The organism is Bacillus sp. ABP14 (genome assembly GCF_001831375.1).
Taxonomy (GTDB): domain Bacteria; phylum Bacillota; class Bacilli; order Bacillales; family Bacillaceae_G; genus Bacillus_A; species Bacillus_A paranthracis.
The window spans coordinates 1,099,276-1,117,180 of record NZ_CP017016.1 but is presented as its reverse complement, the minus strand read 5'-3'; the positions used below and the strand labels follow the sequence as shown (position 1 = coordinate 1,117,180).

Below are 17,905 nucleotides of genomic sequence, written 5' to 3'. Positions count from 1 at the left end.
AAAGTAGGAGAATATCTCCTACTTTTTCTTTTATTTAAATGATAACCCGCTCTCCTCCAAAGCCTTTCTAAGCTTTGGCAAAGATGCTGGTCCCATACCATGTAGTTTTAAAATTTCTTTCTCACTATACTTCGAGAGTTCTTCTACAGTATGAATTCCATGATGTTCTAGTGCCCTTCTGGCTGGTGCTGAAAGAAGAGCGAGAAAACCTTCTTTCGGCGCTCTCTCGTTCTCACAGGTTGGGCAAGTTGGACAATCGCTACTTTTGTAGTATTCATGTCCTTTTTCACACATTCTTAACGTCTTTTCTGTTGCCATTTTCAAGTTCCTCTATTCTTCGATTTTTACAACATGATTGCCATCAAAGAAGTATAAACATTTCTCTTTCACAGGGTGTTGTAAGCTTTTCTCGAGCGCTTTTGCATATAACGAAAGTTGTACTTTATATCGCTCTTCTAAAATTGGTTTCGCTTGATCAAATCCACCTGGGAATTTTCCTGCAATCGTATCCGTTTTGAAGTCGATTAAAGTAATACCGTCTTCCTCTTCGATCATACAGTCGATAACCCCTTGAACAAGAATGGATTCCCCGCTCTTCCCTTGCCAATCTTGATATGCTTCTTCTGCTGCAAGCATCATCGTAAATGGTACTTCACGCTCAACACTTTTCGCCGCTAATACCCTTTTACCTAGGTCACTATCAAAGAATGAAATTACTTTTTCAATCGCAATTTCTTCCGCCTGCTCGAATGTTAATAATTCTTTATTTACCATTCCAGCAATTTGCTCCCGAATCACTTCTTCTGTAATCGGCTTCTTCAAATCAACATGCTGCATAACGGCATGTACTGCTGTTCCGCGCTCTGCATATGTTAATCCCTTTTTCTCCATAAAACGAGGACGTGTTTGAATTGGTGCACGTAATTTTTTAATAAAGGCATTATCGCTACCTTCTTCAGATTGATAATTTCTCTTTATTTCTGTAACAGATTGCTTCGCACGATGAGATGTCGCTTCCTCATATCCGTACTTCCACATTAATCTATCGTACACCTCTTCTTTCCGTTCACTTTGCAGGGGAACGGCCTTTTTCTCACGAAGTGCTTCTAACAATTCTTGTTTCTCTTCTTGAACCGGTTCTGGCGCGAGTAACGTGTTACCGTCAACAACTTCTACTTTCCAGCTAGTGTCATACCCATAAATTTCATCTGGAACACTTCCTTGTCCTAATTCAAGAAGTATTTCACTATCACGGTGCCTATATAATGAAGGTGCAATCCAGTCTAAGTAGCAGGACGCTCCGGCACGTATGTGATCTGGTAATAACCATTCACTATACTCCCTCGCATCAAGCCATTTTTCCATTTCTTTATTTGCATCCTTAACTGTTCCAATTAAAATTAACTTCTCTTTTGCACGTGTTAACGCTACGTATAATACGCGCATTTCTTCCGCAATTAATTCCATTTTCATTTTACGCTTAATCGCAAGTTGCGATAATGTCGTATATTTAATTCGTTTACGTGGATCAATAAATTGTGAACCGAAACCGAAGTCTTTATGCAGTAAGAAACGTTTCATTAAGTCTTGTGTATTAAAGCGACGACCTAGTCCAGCTACAAATACGACTGGGAACTCAAGTCCTTTACTTTTATGAATTGTCATAATGCGAACGACATCTTCTTGTTCACCTAAAGCTCTCGCCGTACCCATATCATCACCGCGTTCTAAAATACGCTCAATAAAACGCAAGAAGCGGAATAATCCTCTAAACGACGTTGCTTCATATTGTCTTGCGCGGTCATATAGTACACGCAAGTTTGCTTGCCTTTGCTTTCCAGCTGGTAAACCGCCAACGAAATCGTAATAACCTGTCTCACCGTATACTTTCCAAATTAAATCAGAAAGTGACTGTTGGCGTGCAAATTCACGCCATCCTTGCAGTAAGTTATAGAACCACTCTAATTTATCATGTAGTTCTTTTTCTTCTTCAAGCGGTGCCCCTTTTAAGAATGAGCTCATTACTTCATAAAACGATCCTTTCTTCCCATGAGCACGAAGCGTTGCAAGTTCTTCATCATTTAATCCAACGATTGGGGAACGAAGTACGGCTGCAAGCGGAATATCTTGCATCGGATTATCAATAACGCGGAATACGTTCATCATAATATTTACTTCTGTCGCTTCAAAGTAACCAGTCGCAAGATCAGCGTATACTGGAATTCCTTGCAATTTTAACTCTTCCATAATTTGCGGTGCCCACGGCATGGATCGAAGTAAAATAACGAAGTCACGGTATTGTACAGGGCGCATACTATCCGTTTTACGATCATACACTTCATAACCTGAATCAACCATCGCTTTAATGCGCTGCGCCATAAGACGTGCTTCAAGCTGTGCTTTTTCTACTTCCGCACCTTCTTCACCATCGCTTACTTCTTCTTCTGTTTGCTGAATGCACAATAGTTCAGCTGCTACATCTTCACCTTCTGGATAGCTAGCACCTAGCTTTAATTCAGCGTCAGCATCGTAATCGATTTCTCCAACTTCTTCGCCCATAATTTGTTTGAAAATAAAGTTCGTACCCGCTAACACTTCATGACGACTACGGAAGTTTTTCGCTAAGTCAATTTTCATTCCGCCGCCTAATCCTTCTTGTGTGAAACGTTTATACTTTCCTAAGAATAATCCTGGTTCTGCTAGTCGGAAACGATAAATCGACTGCTTCACGTCACCAACCATGAATAAGTTTCCTTCACTCTCAGAATCTTTCGTTACGAATTTAATAATTGATTCTTGTACGAAGTTCGTATCTTGATATTCATCGACTAATACTTCAGCAAATTTATTACGATATTGAAGTGCTACAGCTGACGGTTTCATTTCACCATCTTCACTTTGCTCACTTAAAATTTGTAAACAGAAATGCTCTAAATCTGTGAAATCGACCATGCCTTTATCTCGCTTCATCGCTTGGAAACGCTCTGTAAATACTTTTACAAGTTGAACGAGCTTTTCTAATACAGGATGCATATCTTGAAAATCTCGTAAGAAACTTTCAGGTTTGCGACTAAATAGCTCTTCTTGTAATTTCTTCACTTCATCTTTCGCTTTATTACGAAGAGAGTCTACTTGTTTCACAACATCCTCGTTATAATCGCTTTTCTTAATGCGCTTTAACGTTTGCCACGATACGTTTTGCATCGCTTCATACACGCTTGTCCACGATTCACGAGCAGCTGATGATAACGTTCCAAGTAAAGCTAAATCTGCTTGCAGCGTTTCAACGCGAGGCGCTGGACCGTCAGGAAGCATTGCGAGTTCCGTCGCTTTACGAATATGCTGTTCCGCTGTTTCAAGCTGGAATCTTACATCTTCTAATAAATAAGAAGCATACACTAAATCTTCAATTGTCTTTCCTTCTACGTCATATGCTTCTACTAATTTATCGAGCCATTTTTCCGGATTTGGATGCGCTCTTGATTCTGTATGAAGCGCTAAAATCATACGTTGTAAATCATCGTCACTACGGTCACTCGTATAACGATCAACGAGTTCAAAGAATATCGTATTATCTTCTATTCCATACTCTTCTTCTAATATGTCATCTAACACTTCTTCTTTTAACAATTCATTTTCGGTTTGATTCGCAATGCGGAAACGAGGATCAACATCAAGCATGTAATAGTATCCTCTAATAACTTGTAAACAAAAGGAATGGATCGTTGAAATGGAAGCTTTATTTAATAAGCTCAGCTGCTTTCGGATGTGCTGAGAGCCAGGCTCATCAATTAATACTTTTTCTAACGCTTCCCCAATTCTGTTTTTCATCTCTTGCGCCGCTGCATTCGTAAATGTTACAACGAGCAGGCGGTCGACATCGACTGGATTCTCTTCATTAATAATCTTTTTAATAATACGTTCAACTAATACTGCTGTTTTCCCTGATCCTGCTGCAGCCGCAACTAAAATATCACGCCCGTTCGCTACAACGGCTTTCCACTGGTCATCTGTCCACTGACTACCTTCTGGTTTTTTAGGCCAATTTTCTATCATTCTCCGCCAACCTCCTCTCTAATTTTCTCCATCGCTTCGCTATCTTTCATATCTTTTAGCGTACGGAATTGGTTATCTTCAAGTGATTCATCGAACTGACAAACCGATTTGAAGTTACAGAACGTACACGCCGCTTTATTTCCTTTTTTGTAAGGGGCAATATCGATCACACCTTCTGTAATGTCTTTTCCGATATTTTCAAACGTATGGTGTACATATTTTTGCAGGACGTTAAACTCTTGTTCACTTGCAATACTTGAACGCGCACTAAAGCTACCGTCTTTTTTCAGACCAGCAGAAATAATATCAGAGCTTCCTGTTGAAAGTTTGTTATCCATTAAACGAACAACGTCAGCATCTCCTAATACGAGACCTTTCATTTTGAATTTCTTTAAAATTTCCTTTTCAATTTCTGCTTCAGATGCGTCACCTTTCACCTCAACAATTGGGTTATGAATGTGGAAATACAATACACCCGCTGGTGATGCTGTACCGCCTTTTTTCATCCACGTATGTGCATTTGAAGTAACAACATCTAAATACGTTAACATTTGAAGTGCCAATCCGTAATACACTTCCGTTAAGTCTAACGCTTTTGAGCTTGATTTATAGTCAATAATACGTAGGAATGTTCCATTTTCATCTTCTGCCTTATCAACACGGTCAATACGGCCAACTACTTCCATCTTCACACCATTTGGTAATGAGAATTCCATTGGCGGAAGCGATCCTGTACCGCCCATACCGAATGGTACTTCTAAATCAACTGGTACGAAACCACTCGATTTCGCGTGCTCACGAAGAATGATTGACGTACGGAAAATGATTTGTTGTAGTTTTTGTTTTAAATAGAAATGACGGTTTGAACTTAATAAAATTTGTCTTTGTAATAACGGTGCAATCTCTTCTATTACTACAGCAGAAAGATGCTCACACTCTTTTATTGATAAATCCGCCCAAGTACGATTTTCACGTAATAGCCTGTCCGCAATTTTCTTCAGCGCTGCATGGAAGAGCTCTCCGATATCTGGCGCATCCAGTTTGAAAATATCACGCTCTCTTAACGATAAACCGTGCTGCGCAAAATGAGCGTACGCACAACGGTTAAATAATTCCATACGAGAAACGCTTCCTTTTATTTTATCTCCGTATAAATCTCTACTTACAGCTGTACTTAGCTTTTGCGCACGATTTCGGTAGAATAAGCTTGATAATACGCGGCTACTTTTTTGCTTCCATTCATCTGAAGTAACGTAGAAATTATATACGTCCCACCAAAAGTCTAAGTTGCCTTCAAATCCATATCGCTTCCACGTTTGAAGTTGCTGCATAACATATGACAACGTTACTTCTGGTGTTGCTACATATGAAATTTGTTCCGAACGTGATAAATCATTTACGTCGTTCGTAATAAATGTATCTTTCACATCAGGGAACATTCTTTTTATTTTCTTAATAAAGCTAGAAGCAAGTAACGTCTTTCCTTCCTCATCTGCAAGCGGGCATGAAATGTATAATTTCTCAGTTGCTCTCGTTACCATTTGGTACATAACAAACTGTTCTTCTAATAAAGTTTGTCTCGTCGTTGGTGCGAGTTCAATACCTGCAGCGCTAAGAACATCTCTTTCTTCATCAGAAAGCATACCTTCATCCATCGGTGCTGCTGGAATCACACCTTCATTCACTCCAATGACGAATGTTGCTTTCACATTTGATAATCTAGAACGATCAATATTCGCAATTAACACTTGGTCTAATGACGGCGGAATGTTTGCGAATTGAAGCGCCTCAAGACCTGTCGACATAACGTCTGTGAACATAGAAAGTGACATTTTTTCTTCGCCAAGCATCTCAACGAACGTATCAAGAAGACTCATTACTTCTTCCCATACTTGTTCATGATCTGTCGCAAATAAGAAATCTCCGCTCTCTTCTGCACGAATACGTAATGCTTCTAATTTTTTCGGAACGTCAAGCTCTTCTAAAAATAAGTAAACAGCTTCGCACATTTGCATAACCGTTCCCGCACGCTTCAGTCTTTTTTGCATACGAATAACAGGCGTTCTTACAACGTCACGCAATCGATTTATTTTCTCTTCCATTTCACGTTCACTGTCTGTAATCATCCCGTTCGTATCGTCAAGAGAACGATAGCGGCGATACATCCACGGATCTTCAGAAGTCCATCTTTTCCCTTGTACACCGTATGCTAAACAGTAGTTTTCAAACTCATCCATTTCTTCGCGCATCGTTTCTTTTCTTACGTCTAATGGATATAAAAGCTCTGTTTTCACGCAGCGAAATACTGCATCATAACGCCAATTCCCGCTAATAATCTCGAGTGCAGAACGAATGCATTCTACTAACGGATGATGTGACATCGGGCGTTTTTCATCGATAAAGTGCGGGATATTATAATCTGTAAATAGAGTCCGCATTACATCGTAATAACTTTCTCCGTTCCGAAGAAGAACTGCAATATCTCGGTAACGATAGTCTTCATCTGCCACAAGTCTACGAATTTCACGAGCAACGCCTTCTACTTCAGCTCGTAAATTCGCGGCTGTATGAATCGTTACACTTGCTTCCCCGTTAAATTTCTCATTCGGACGCGCTTCATAATGAGCTTCTAAATGCGCTAATGCTGGAGAATGAAAACGCGGTTGTTCCATAAGCGGAATCGTTTTTTCAATTTCTATTTTCTCTTCACGCGCTACTTGTTTTATTTTTTCATACGTTAACGTCGTTTCATAAAATAAATCTAGTTCATTTACTGGCTGCGCTAACGTTTTTTCATCTATCGTTAATGTAATTGTCACTCTCGCACCGCAAATCATAAGCTGTCTTACAATTTCTAGTTCTTGCGGTGAAAACGAATGGAAGCCATCTATATAAATTTCAGCTCCCTTTACATATTCAGACTGCGGAAGCTTTTCCACTAGCAATTGCAGATAGTCTTCTGAATCTAAGTACTTTCCGATTAAAGCACGTTCAAAATCATCATATAATAACTGTAAATCATACACTTTATTCGCTAATAGCTTTTGTTCAGCACTGCTACTATGTGCATCTAATTGTTGCCACATTTCATATACGTTTGATGGTGTCACGTTATATCTTTTAAACTCCGCAATCATACTGCCAAGATGTTCAAAGAAACCATTTTGCTCCGCTGCTTTTTGGAATACCGATAATCCATCTTTACGAGACTCTACAATTTTACGAAGTAACATATGTACGCCCGCTTCATCAATGTGAAGACGACTCGCTCCGCCAACTTCTTGCAATACTTTCCACGCTAATCGTGAAAAACTAAAAACTTGTGCCCGAATAGAACCTCTAACATCCTCACTACCAATTAACGCCTGCTGCGTTTGGAATGTCATCTGTTCTGGCACAAGATATAATATTGTTTCCCCTCTTGGACGCTGCTTTAACTCTTCTTGCACTTCGTGTAAACAAAGTGTACTTTTTCCACTTCCCGCTCTACCAATCACAAATCGAAGTGACATGTAACCCCACCTTTCACTTACATAACGAACGTTAGTTTGCTACTATAATTGTATTATAGGACACGAAAAAAGACAAACGGAGTAGTTTGTCTTTTTCTATACTTCCACCTATTATATCAACCTTTTGAAAAATTCGTTTGCACCTCTTGAATTGGCCAATATCGTAAATCAACTTTACCGACAACTGTATCAGCTTTTACAAAACCAAAATGTCTACTATCCCAGCTCCCGAGGCGGTTATCACCTACTACAAAAATATATCCAGGTGGCACCGTTTTTTCCTTCGTTAACTCTTCTAGCGTAAAGTCACCTGTTAGTTGTCGTCCATGTATCTCTTTCTTATATTTCTCTAGATAAGGTTCATCCACGAATTGTCCGTTTATATATAGTTTATCATGCTTATATTCAATATGATCCCCAGGTAAACCGATAATTCGTTTTACGTAGTCCTCTTTTTTGTTCGCATGAAATACAACAACATCAAACCTATTCAAGTCCCCCACTTGATAACTCACCTTATTTACAACGAGCATATTGCCATCTTGCAATGTCGGCATCATTGACTTCCCCTCTACAACATACGTTGAAAAGAAAAACGTTCGAAAAAATACAGCTAATAATACACCAATTAAAATTGTTCGTATCCACTCTATGCCTTCTTTTTTCAAAGTTTTCTTCATCCGCTTCTCCCCTTATCCTTTAATAATGAAGCTTTCCTTTACAAAGAAGACTATTCTTAATGCAGTTCTAACTTTACTTCAATTTTCTTACCGACATACCATAAAATAAAAATACCAATCGCTACAATGACTGATTTTACCGGATTATGAATAAATGACATTAAATCATGACCGATATACGTTAAAATAAAAATCATCACAAGCTTTCCGAACGCGAGCGCAAGGCCAAACTGTTTTACACTAATGCGTGATAGACCAGCAACAACATTTATAAGCGCAGACGGTGTAAACGGAAAACAAAAGATGACGAAAATCGGCGCGAACCCTTTCCTTTCAATCCATCCCATTGCCTTTCGTACTTTCTCATGCTTATTCACAAAAGAAAAGAAACGACTTCGGCCAAAATGGCGGATTATGAAAAAAACAAGTAAGGCACCCATTACTGATCCAAGCCAAGAATAAAGAAAACCGAGCCAAAATCCAAATGCAACAGCATTCGCCAGTACAAATACGATAAGTGGCAATGCTGGAATTAGCGCCTCTATCATCGGTAACCCAATACCAAGAAGTGGTCCGAACGCTTTATAGCTTTCAACAATATGATCCATATTTTCTGGTGAAAAATACTCTTTGATTGTCTGAAAATCCATTCTACACTTTACCCCTTTACTCTAAGTACTACCTCTACTGTATCATTGCCTATATGAAAGAGGAAATGGTAGATACGACATATGGAGATGTAATTATTAAGTTTCCATATCTTTCATTAGAATTCCTTCATTATTATGCTATGATAATCTATCAATATTCGACAGGACGTGTCGTGAACTTGGTTATTTAGGAAATGGATTTTTTTTGCATTTGCGATTTCTCCAATATATCCACTTACTAAGAAATAAAAAGGATGGGGGTTCCCCATCCTTTCACACCTCTTCTTCTTTCACAAAATACACACTCTCATATGCTGGTTTTAATCTAGATTCTTCATTTTTATCAACCTCTTTAAAACAAGGATTCCCTTGTTTTTTCCTACGATCTTCATACTCAGTACGCAATTTTGCTGTACGATTTTGTTGATTTTCAAAGCTAGTTTTCGATATCTCTAACTTCACCGCAAAGCCATTTATAAATCGAATAATAAGGTTTCCATCTTTTAATTCTTTATTGCTTTCAATATAAAAATGAGATAACCACGCGCACTCTTTTCTAGAATACGAATAGGTAGGGAAAAAATAAAGTTGATCGGTCGGACTAATCGCAATTGGTGCTTTATGTGTAATGTGAGTTAACTCTTTCGTTCCTTCTTTTCTGCCTAAGAAACTAGAACCATGCTTGCGACAACTTCTTTCTATAATATCTAGAGGTTTTTGAAATACGAAAAAAGAGTCTTGCACTTCAACAACTCGCGTAACAATTTTCTTTTCACTGAGAATTACAGGAAGTAAGGCCATTGTATTTTTATTTACAACATAGTTTTCGACGTAGCGTTCTACTTTACTTTCCATATTCCACTATCTCCTTTTTTCTATTTATATTAGCAGCTGCATGTATAATTTTAGCATCTATGAAAAGGAAATGGCTTACAGATTCCGCTTTTTTACAATACTTTATTATTTGTCAAACACCTTTTAAATTATAAAATAAAAATATATTGTTTTTATAAAAATAAACCTATACAAAATCTATTTATACTACCTATAAATATTTACAACTACTTCCTCATTTCGCATCATTAAGACAATTAACTTTGCTATAATTAAAATAAAAATCCAATATATGGAGGTCCACTATGAAAGAAAAAGAAATGCAACCAACGATTCACATGAAAAATAGCAGCATTGTGATCGTGAACAACTCAGCTAGCATTATATTCGCTTTATTTTTCATTCTATTATTTTTTGTAAAGCCTTTTCGTAAATCGAAATGCTCTGAATGTAAGAAACGCAAGAAGAAAAAAGTTGAAAAAGAAGAGTAAAAGGCTTTCTATTTTGGAAAGCCTTTTGCTCTTCTTCCTATTTTCTTCCGGGTATGCTTGTATCCCCTTTTTAATATTAATACATACAAAAAACATGATTAAAAATGATCCACTACGTTAAAAAGTACTTGTACGTGTTACCCATTTTTATTAAGAACTTCACCTTTATACATCACTAGCAACTTTTTAACTCGTTAAATCTGCAATATAAGTTTTGTATATAATTCCACTTCAAAACACAAAATATGTAAGTGATTATTTATGATTACATTCGTTTTTTATCTAATTCCAAAAAGGAGCTGTATAATATGGAGAAAAAAAGTCTATTAAGCCAACAGATTAATAGCGTCCCATCAGATGCTCTGAATACCCCTAGTAAGGAGCAAGAACAAATGTTAGAAACATCATCTCAAGACGAACAAAATTCTAACAACAATGCTAACAAAAAAGATGATACTCAAAGCCTATATGGCGCAGATTTACCCATTTCAGATATAGACAGAACAACAAATAAAGTGAAACTTTAATCAGTGGGGGTTTTGTTCATCCCCACTGATTATCAGCCCTCACCAATCGGACTTTTACGGACAGTTGATCCCCCACCTAACTTCTTTGCTTCCACTGAATTTTGAGGTGGGGATCTTACTGCCCGTTAAAGCGGGATAAAAAATGAATTGCAAAGAAAAAATTAAGAACAAATAAAGTTTTACTTTCTCGTTTAGAAAGTAAAACTTTATTCAGCCCTCAATAATTGAGCGTTAACAAGCAGTTGGTCTCCCGTCGAATTTTAAGATGGAAAGACTTTCTCCACAACAAAAAAAGGATGGCAGCAGCCATCCTTTTTTCCATAATAAACTATAAAATTATAGTTTGATTACGTTTTTAGCTTGTGGTCCACGGTTGCCATCTTCGATTTCGAAGCTAACTTTTTGACCTTCTTCTAGAGATTTGAAACCGTCAGTTTCGATTGCAGAGAAATGTACGAATACATCGTTTTCGCCTGGAACTTCGATGAAACCGAAGCCTTTTTCGTTGTTAAACCATTTTACTTGTCCTGTTACTGCCATAATTATTTCCTCCTAAGAAAATACATTTTTTTAAATTTTTAGTTTTCCTATCTAAAAAAAGAATCCACACATTATCAAATACGAAACATAAACTAGTTCTCACATACTTTTTCTCGTTCGTTTCCAGCACTTGATAATATATGGATTGCTTAATTTAACTATTCAACTGACATTATCATAGCACATTAAAATAAAATGTACAATCTTTTTTGAAAATAACTGACAAATTAAATCACGTATGCAATTATCAATATCTTATTTGAATAAAAATAAACAAATCTTTCGAATGCCACTATATTCCTTTTTCTAAGTGTTAAAATGTAATCTGACAGCACTTACTGGAGGGGATGAAATGTCAAACTACGCCAACGAAGAAAAACTAACTGGTGGAAACGTATCAAACGTATATCGTTCTAAAAATACTGTTCGGAGAGAATTAAAGCCAGGCAGTTCAAAAATCCATACGTTATTACAACACTTAGAAAAGAAAGGGTTTCATCATGCTCCAAAGTTTTTAGGTATAGATGAGAAAAATAGAGAGATTTTATCTTTTATTGAAGGAGATGCTGGAAATTATCCTTTAAAAGAATATATGCGATCTAATGATGTGTTAAAAGAAATAGCAAAGATGCTTCGCCTTTATCATGATGCTGTAAGTGACTTTCCGTTATTAGATGATTGGAAACCTATGGACCATACCCCAAATAACATTGAGGTTTTATGCCACAATGATTTTGCTATATATAACATTATATTTAATAACGAGAAACCAGTAGGTATTATTGATTTCGATGTTGCTGCTCCCGGACCAAGAATTTGGGATATCGCTTATACACTGTATACTTGTGTGCCTTTAAGTAGAGTGTATTATACAGAATCAGGCGAGGCAGTTCATTATGAATCGCCGCAACATGCTGATCGCATGAAAGAAAGAGTGAAATTGTTTGTTCAGTCCTACGGGAAAAGTATGGACGAAGATTACATAGGTATGGTACTACTACGCCTAGAAGCGTTATGTACGTATATGAAAAGAAAAGCACAAGAAGGCGACGTAAATTTCCAAAGAATGATTGATGAAGGACATTTAGAGCATTACGAGAAAGATATGCAGTTTATTCGTGATTATGGAGCTGAGTGGATTTAATCATATTGTCTTTTTTTGTCGGTAAGTCGATATCCTTTTTCGAATCGTTGATATATTTTAAGTTATGATAGATATATCGAAAAAATCGTCGATATATTTTTATTTACTCCTCGAATCGTTCGAAAAATAATAAGGGGCACCCTTCAAAAAGGGGGCCCCTTCCTTTTATCCCGCTTTAATGGGCAGTAAGACCCCCACCTCAAAATGCAGCGAAAGCAAAGAATTTAGGTGGGGGTCGGGCTGCCCCTAAAAGTCCGATTGGTGAGGGCTAATAATCAGTGGGGGATGAAGAAAACCCCCACTGATTAAAGTTTCACTTTATTTCGTAAATTGTGCTTCTTCTGTAGATCCTTTTAATGCTGTCGTTGATGAAGTACCACCTGTAATCACCTGTGCTACTTCATCAAAGTAACCTGTTCCTACTTCTCGTTGATGGCGAGTTGCAGAGTAGCCGTGTTTTTCTGCTGCGAATTCTGCTTGTTGTAGTTCAGAGTACGCTGCCATGCCGCGCTCTTTATAGCCGCGTGCTAATTCGAACATGCCGTAGTTTAATGAGTGGAATCCAGCAAGTGTTACGAACTGGAACTTATAACCGTAAGATGCGATTTCTTTTTGGAAGCTCGCAATTGTTTTCTCATCTAGTTTTTGTTTCCAGTTAAATGAAGGTGAACAATTGTATGCAAGCAATTTCCCTGGATGCTCTTTATGAATTGCGTCCGCAAATCGTTTTGCATCTTCTAAATTTGGTTCAGATGTTTCACACCAAACGAGGTCTGCATAAGGAGCGTATGCTAAACCACGTGCAATCGCTTGATCAAGACCTGCTTTCGTACGGTAAAATCCTTCTGGTGTTCTTTCTCCTGTAATAAACGCTTTATCAACAGGATCGATATCGCTCGTAATTAAATCTGCTGCATCCGCATCTGTTCTTGCAACAATAATTGTCGGCACTCCCATTACGTCTGCAGCAAGGCGTGCCGAAATTAAATTACGTACCGCTGTTTGCGTTGGTAGTAATACTTTTCCACCTAAATGACCGCATTTCTTCTCTGAAGATAATTGATCTTCAAAGTGTACACCAGATGCGCCTGCTTCAATCATACCTTTCATTAGCTCAAATACGTTTAATTGTCCGCCAAATCCAGCTTCTGCATCTGCTACAATTGGTACGAAATAATCTGTATCACCGCTTCCTTCCATATGCTGAATTTGATCCGCACGTTGAAGCGTTTGATTAATTCGTTTTACTACAGCAGGTACGCTATTTGCTGGATATAAACTTTGGTCTGGATACATATGTCCAGAAAGGTTTGCATCTGCTGCTACTTGCCATCCACTTAAATAAATTGCTTTTAACCCAGCCTTTACTTGCTGCATCGCTTGGTTTCCTGTTAATGCGCCAAGTGCATTAATATAATCTTCCGTATGAAGCGACGCCCACAGCTTTTCAGCACCGCGGCGCGCTAACGTATGTTCAATATCAATTGACCCGCGCAGGCGAATTACATCTTCTGCCGAATATGGACGTGTGATCCCTTTCCAGCGCGTATCTAACTCCCAGCTCTCTTGTAATTTCTCGATTCTTTCGTTTTTCATTTGTTCCATCCCCTTTTCATTTTTCATCCCACATTAACGGGCTGTAAGACTCCCACCTCAAAATTCAGCGAATACAAGGAAGTTAGGTGGGAGCCAACTGCCCGTAAAAGTCCGATTGGTGAGGGCTGATAATCAATGGGGGATACCCCTCCCCCCACTGATTAAAGTTTCACTTTATAAAATTTCATAACCCGGTAATGTTAAAAATGGTACGAATTCATCATTCCGAACGAGATTTGTAAATAACGTTGTCGCCTCTTGGAATCTCCCTTTCTTAAAGGCTTCTTTACCAATCTCTCTTTCTATTTTTGCTAACTCTTCTTCTTTTAGCTCTTCCATTAATTCAAGTGTAATATTACGGCCATCATTTAATTTTCCACCTTCATGGCGAATCCATTGCCATACTTGTGCCCTAGAAATTTCCGCTGTTGCTGCATCTTCCATTAAGTTATAAATTGGTGCTGCTCCCCGTCCGCTTAACCAAGATGCGATATATTGAATACCTACGCTAATATTCATACGAAGACCCTCTTCTGTAATCGTTCCCACTGGTACTTCTAATAAATCCTTTTCTGTAACATGTATTTCTTCACGTTTTCTAAAAATTTGATTCGGCGTTTTCATAATGTGATTAAATACTTCCATCGCGACTGGTACAAGTCCCGGGTGGGCAACCCAAGTCCCGTCATGACCGTCTAAAGCTTCGCGCTCCTTATCCGCACGTACTTTTTCAAAAGCTGCTTCATTTGCTTCTGGATTGTTTTTAATTGGAATTTGTGCTGCCATTCCTCCAATAGCTGGTGCATTACGACGATGACACGTTTGAATGACTTTCAAAGAATACGCGCGCATAAACGGCGCCGTCATCGTGACTTGCGCTCTATCTGGAAGTAAAAATTCATTATGATTACGGAAACCCTTTAAAAAACTAAAAATATAATCCCATCTTCCGCAATTTAATCCAGCAGAATGATCTTTAAGTTCATACAAAATTTCATCCATTTCAAACGAAGCGTGAATCGTTTCCAATAATACTGTTGCTTTAATCGTTCCGTTTGGAATACCGATATATTTTTGAGCAAATACGAAAACATCATTCCATAACCTTGCTTCTAAATGGCTTTCCATTTTCGGTAAGTAAAAGTATGGACCGCTTCCTTTTGCTAAAAGAGCTTTCGCATTATGGAAAAAATAAAGTCCAAAATCTACTAAGCTACCAGACATATTCTTTCCGTCAACTTGCATATGTTTTTCTTCTAAATGCCATCCTCTTGGACGCACAATTAATACTGCTGTTTTACTATTTAAACGATATTCTTTTCCGTTTTCATTTTTATGTGAAATCGTTCCCTTTACTGCATCTCGTAAGTTTATTTGACCTTCAATCGTATTTTCCCAAGTTGGTGAATTCGAATCTTCAAAATCCGCCATAAAAAGATTTGCTCCTGAATTTAAAGCGTTAATAACCATCTTTCTATCTACTGGGCCAGTAATCTCTACGCGGCGATCCTCTAAATCTTTTGGCAATTTAGCAATTGTCCAATCAGCTTCACGTATGTGCTTCGTTTCTTCTAAAAACTTCGGAAACTCCCCTGCATCAATTCTCTTTTGTTTCTCCGCACGCTTTTGTAAAAGTTCTATGCGGCGCTCATTGAAATTTCCATGTAGTTCCTTCAAAAAACTAAGCGCCTCAGGTGTCAATATTTCGTTGTACGCTGGCAACATTTCTCCGGGCAATGTAACCCGTGAAGTTTGCGTCGACATATTAGCATCCCCTTTTTAAACTGTTTTATAACAGATTTGATTTTATGTTTTATATTATATAACAAATCTTCAGAAAAGGAAGTTTTTTTTGAAAATTTAATTGTTTTTTTGTAAAACTGTATTCTTCCACCGGTATTACACATAAAAAAGAAGCCGGTGTTATACAACACCAGCTTCTTGTTCTATTATTTATTCAAAAATTGTTTTAAATAAGAATTGCGCATATTGTTCACGTGTTACTTTCATGTTTGGAGCAAAGTTACCCTTTCCATCTCCTACCGAAATACCATTTGAACCTACTGCATTAATCGCATTTTCTGCCCAATGTCCTTTTGGTACATCTTTAAATCCTTTTGTTTCTTTTACTTCTAACTCATATGCTACTGTAAGCACTTGTGCCATTTCTGCACGTGTTAATGTATCTTTCGGTCTAAAGTTTCCAGTTCCATCACCATTAAAGATACCTAATTCTGTTAATACTAAAATTTCTTCTAAGAACATTGTTGATCTTTCATTAATATCTTTATATGGATTTTCAAGAATATCGCCTTCCTCGAATACTTCACTGAAATCCATTGTGCGATAAATTAAAGCGGCTACTTGTTCACGTGTTACGTTATGTCCAAAACCGAACACACCATTTCCATAACCAAGCATAATTTCTTGTTCTGCTAAAGTTTGAATTGCTTCATAAGACCAATGTCCTGCTGGTACATCTTTAAAGAATGCCTGACTTGCTTGCTGTGGCTTTGCAGCTAATTCAGCTTTTGCTGTTGTCCCTTCAGCACTAAATGCCACTCCACCCATAATTGTTAAAGCTGTTGCTACTTTTAAAAACTTTTTCTTCAAAGTATTCTCTCCCTAAAAACATATTTTTTTCTAATATAAAGAATTAATGGAAGCGTAACAATATTATTTCCATGTGATTTTTGTCTAATTTATGAACTATATTTCATATACTTTTATTTACACTTTATTAACAATAAAGTTACTAAAACGTATATTTAAACAATAAAAAGTCACTTTATTCAATCTCTTCTTATCCACTAAAATCGAAAAACTAAATTACGAATAGAAAATCGATATAATTACAAATAATTTTAAATAAGAAAAAAGCGTGGAATTCCCGCGCTTTTTTCTTAATATATATTATATTAATATAACTTAAACGTCCTTATACTTTAACTTTCATTCATAATCTTCATCTTTTACTGGAAAATAAAAAACAGCTCTATTTAAAAACGTTGCATATTGCTCACGTGTTACAACTTTATTCGGTTCAAATTGCCCATTTCCTGTTCCTACTATGACATGATTAGACTGTAGTGCACTAATCGCATTTTTTGCCCAATGATTATTTGGTACATCTTTAAATGTATGGTTCTTCTTCACCTCAAATGTAAATGCATTCGTAAGAATTTGTGCCATTTCTGCGCGTGTTACTGGTGCAGTTGGTCTAAAGTTTCCTTTTTCATCACCTTTAAAAATACCATGCTCTGTTAATACTAAAATTTCATCTAAAAACATTGTTGCTCTCTCAGAAATATCTTTGTATGGATTTTTTAAAGGTCCTTCCCTTTTCAAATTCAATGTACGATACAGCACTGCTGCTACTTGTTCTCTTGTTACATTATCACCTACACCAAACTTACCATTTCCATACCCTAACATTACTTTATTGTATACTACATCCATTATATCGTCATATGCCCAGTAGTTTACTGGAACATCATCAAACACAATCATTTCTGGATATTCTTCTGCTTTTACGTTGGGAACATTCGTACTTACAAACAAACCACCCATAATAGTTACCGTTGCCATTATACGTAACATGTTCTTCTTCATTGCCCTCTCCCCTTTACCTCCATTTTAAAAAACGGAAAATAATAGACTGAAATCCTTTCCAATATTACATATGTTGCCTTTGCACCATTTATGCAATATATTACATTTAAAAAATCTATTATTGTGAAAATCACTACTAAAGGAGAGCCAATTCGCTCTCAATTTCAATTTTTATACCGAATTGTACGCAAACTAATTTTCTTTCCTGTATTCATGTAAAGGTGTTTCTATAATATAAATATTCTACTTTTTTCAAAAGAAAT

14 protein-coding genes are annotated in these 17,905 nt (G+C 37.2%); 3 read left to right on the top strand and 11 right to left on the bottom strand.

Annotated features, from left to right (window positions below):
* Positions 1-30: 30 nt before the first annotated feature.
* The 6 genes from BGI23_RS05775 to BGI23_RS05750 form a co-directional block, all read right to left on the bottom strand.
* Positions 31-318 carry an RNA polymerase alpha subunit C-terminal domain-containing protein gene (locus BGI23_RS05775; protein WP_070805471.1) on the bottom strand — a complete coding sequence of 96 codons (288 nt, stop codon included), beginning with the start codon at positions 316-318 and terminating at the stop codon, positions 31-33.
* A 12-nt stretch (positions 319-330) separates the two neighbouring features.
* Positions 331-4,056: a helicase-exonuclease AddAB subunit AddA gene (addA, locus tag BGI23_RS05770; protein ID WP_070805470.1), complete on the bottom strand. Its 3,726-nt coding sequence runs from the start codon at positions 4,054-4,056 to the stop codon at positions 331-333.
* Positions 4,053-7,568, bottom strand: coding sequence for a helicase-exonuclease AddAB subunit AddB (addB, locus tag BGI23_RS05765; RefSeq protein WP_070805469.1), 3,516 nt, complete (start codon positions 7,566-7,568; stop codon positions 4,053-4,055). The genes addA and addB overlap by 4 nt, the downstream gene beginning before the upstream one ends.
* Positions 7,569-7,684: 116 nt before the next feature.
* Positions 7,685-8,248: a signal peptidase I gene (lepB, locus tag BGI23_RS05760; RefSeq protein WP_000751898.1), complete on the bottom strand. Its 564-nt coding sequence runs from the start codon at positions 8,246-8,248 to the stop codon at positions 7,685-7,687.
* Positions 8,249-8,304: 56 nt separating this feature from the next.
* Positions 8,305-8,898, bottom strand: a complete 594-nt coding sequence (locus BGI23_RS05755; protein WP_000347516.1) for a TVP38/TMEM64 family protein — start codon at positions 8,896-8,898, stop codon at positions 8,305-8,307.
* Between the two features lie 273 nt (positions 8,899-9,171).
* Positions 9,172-9,753, bottom strand: coding sequence for a competence protein ComK (locus BGI23_RS05750; RefSeq protein WP_070805468.1), 582 nt, complete (start codon positions 9,751-9,753; stop codon positions 9,172-9,174).
* A gap of 284 nt (positions 9,754-10,037) precedes the next feature.
* On the opposite strand from BGI23_RS05750, the gene BGI23_RS05745 reads away from it, so the two are divergent.
* Together BGI23_RS05745 and BGI23_RS05740 are read left to right on the top strand one after the other, a co-directional pair.
* Positions 10,038-10,223 carry a hypothetical protein gene (locus BGI23_RS05745; RefSeq protein WP_070805467.1) on the top strand — a complete coding sequence of 62 codons (186 nt, stop codon included), beginning with the start codon at positions 10,038-10,040 and terminating at the stop codon, positions 10,221-10,223.
* A 308-nt stretch (positions 10,224-10,531) separates the two neighbouring features.
* The gene (locus BGI23_RS05740) at positions 10,532-10,750 is read left to right on the top strand and encodes a hypothetical protein (protein ID WP_070805466.1); all 219 of its coding nucleotides are present in this window, start codon (positions 10,532-10,534) and stop codon (positions 10,748-10,750) included.
* 336 nt (positions 10,751-11,086) lie between these two features.
* Here the strand turns inward: BGI23_RS05740 and cspA are convergent, their stop codons facing one another.
* Complete coding sequence (gene cspA / locus BGI23_RS05735; protein ID WP_000301518.1) at positions 11,087-11,290, bottom strand: RNA chaperone/antiterminator CspA; 204 nt, start codon at positions 11,288-11,290, stop codon at positions 11,087-11,089.
* Positions 11,291-11,642: 352 nt separating this feature from the next.
* On the opposite strand from cspA, the gene BGI23_RS05730 reads away from it, so the two are divergent.
* Positions 11,643-12,434 (top strand): phosphotransferase, encoded by a 792-nt coding sequence (locus tag BGI23_RS05730; RefSeq protein ID WP_070805465.1) that lies wholly within the window; start codon positions 11,643-11,645, stop codon positions 12,432-12,434.
* A 318-nt stretch (positions 12,435-12,752) separates the two neighbouring features.
* Here BGI23_RS05730 and aceA read toward each other — a convergent pair whose 3' ends face one another.
* The 4 genes from aceA to BGI23_RS05710 form a co-directional block, all read right to left on the bottom strand.
* Positions 12,753-14,030, bottom strand: a complete 1,278-nt coding sequence (gene aceA / locus BGI23_RS05725) for an isocitrate lyase (RefSeq protein WP_000787354.1) — start codon at positions 14,028-14,030, stop codon at positions 12,753-12,755.
* A 174-nt stretch (positions 14,031-14,204) separates the two neighbouring features.
* Positions 14,205-15,794: a malate synthase A gene (gene aceB / locus BGI23_RS05720; protein ID WP_070805464.1), complete on the bottom strand. Its 1,590-nt coding sequence runs from the start codon at positions 15,792-15,794 to the stop codon at positions 14,205-14,207.
* Between the two features lie 189 nt (positions 15,795-15,983).
* Complete coding sequence (locus BGI23_RS05715) at positions 15,984-16,643, bottom strand: S-layer homology domain-containing protein (RefSeq protein WP_000726288.1); 660 nt, start codon at positions 16,641-16,643, stop codon at positions 15,984-15,986.
* Positions 16,644-16,982: 339 nt separating this feature from the next.
* Entirely contained in the window at positions 16,983-17,642 is a 660-nt protein-coding gene (locus BGI23_RS05710) for an S-layer homology domain-containing protein (protein WP_070805463.1), read from the bottom strand.
* Positions 17,643-17,905: the final 263 nt, after the last annotated feature.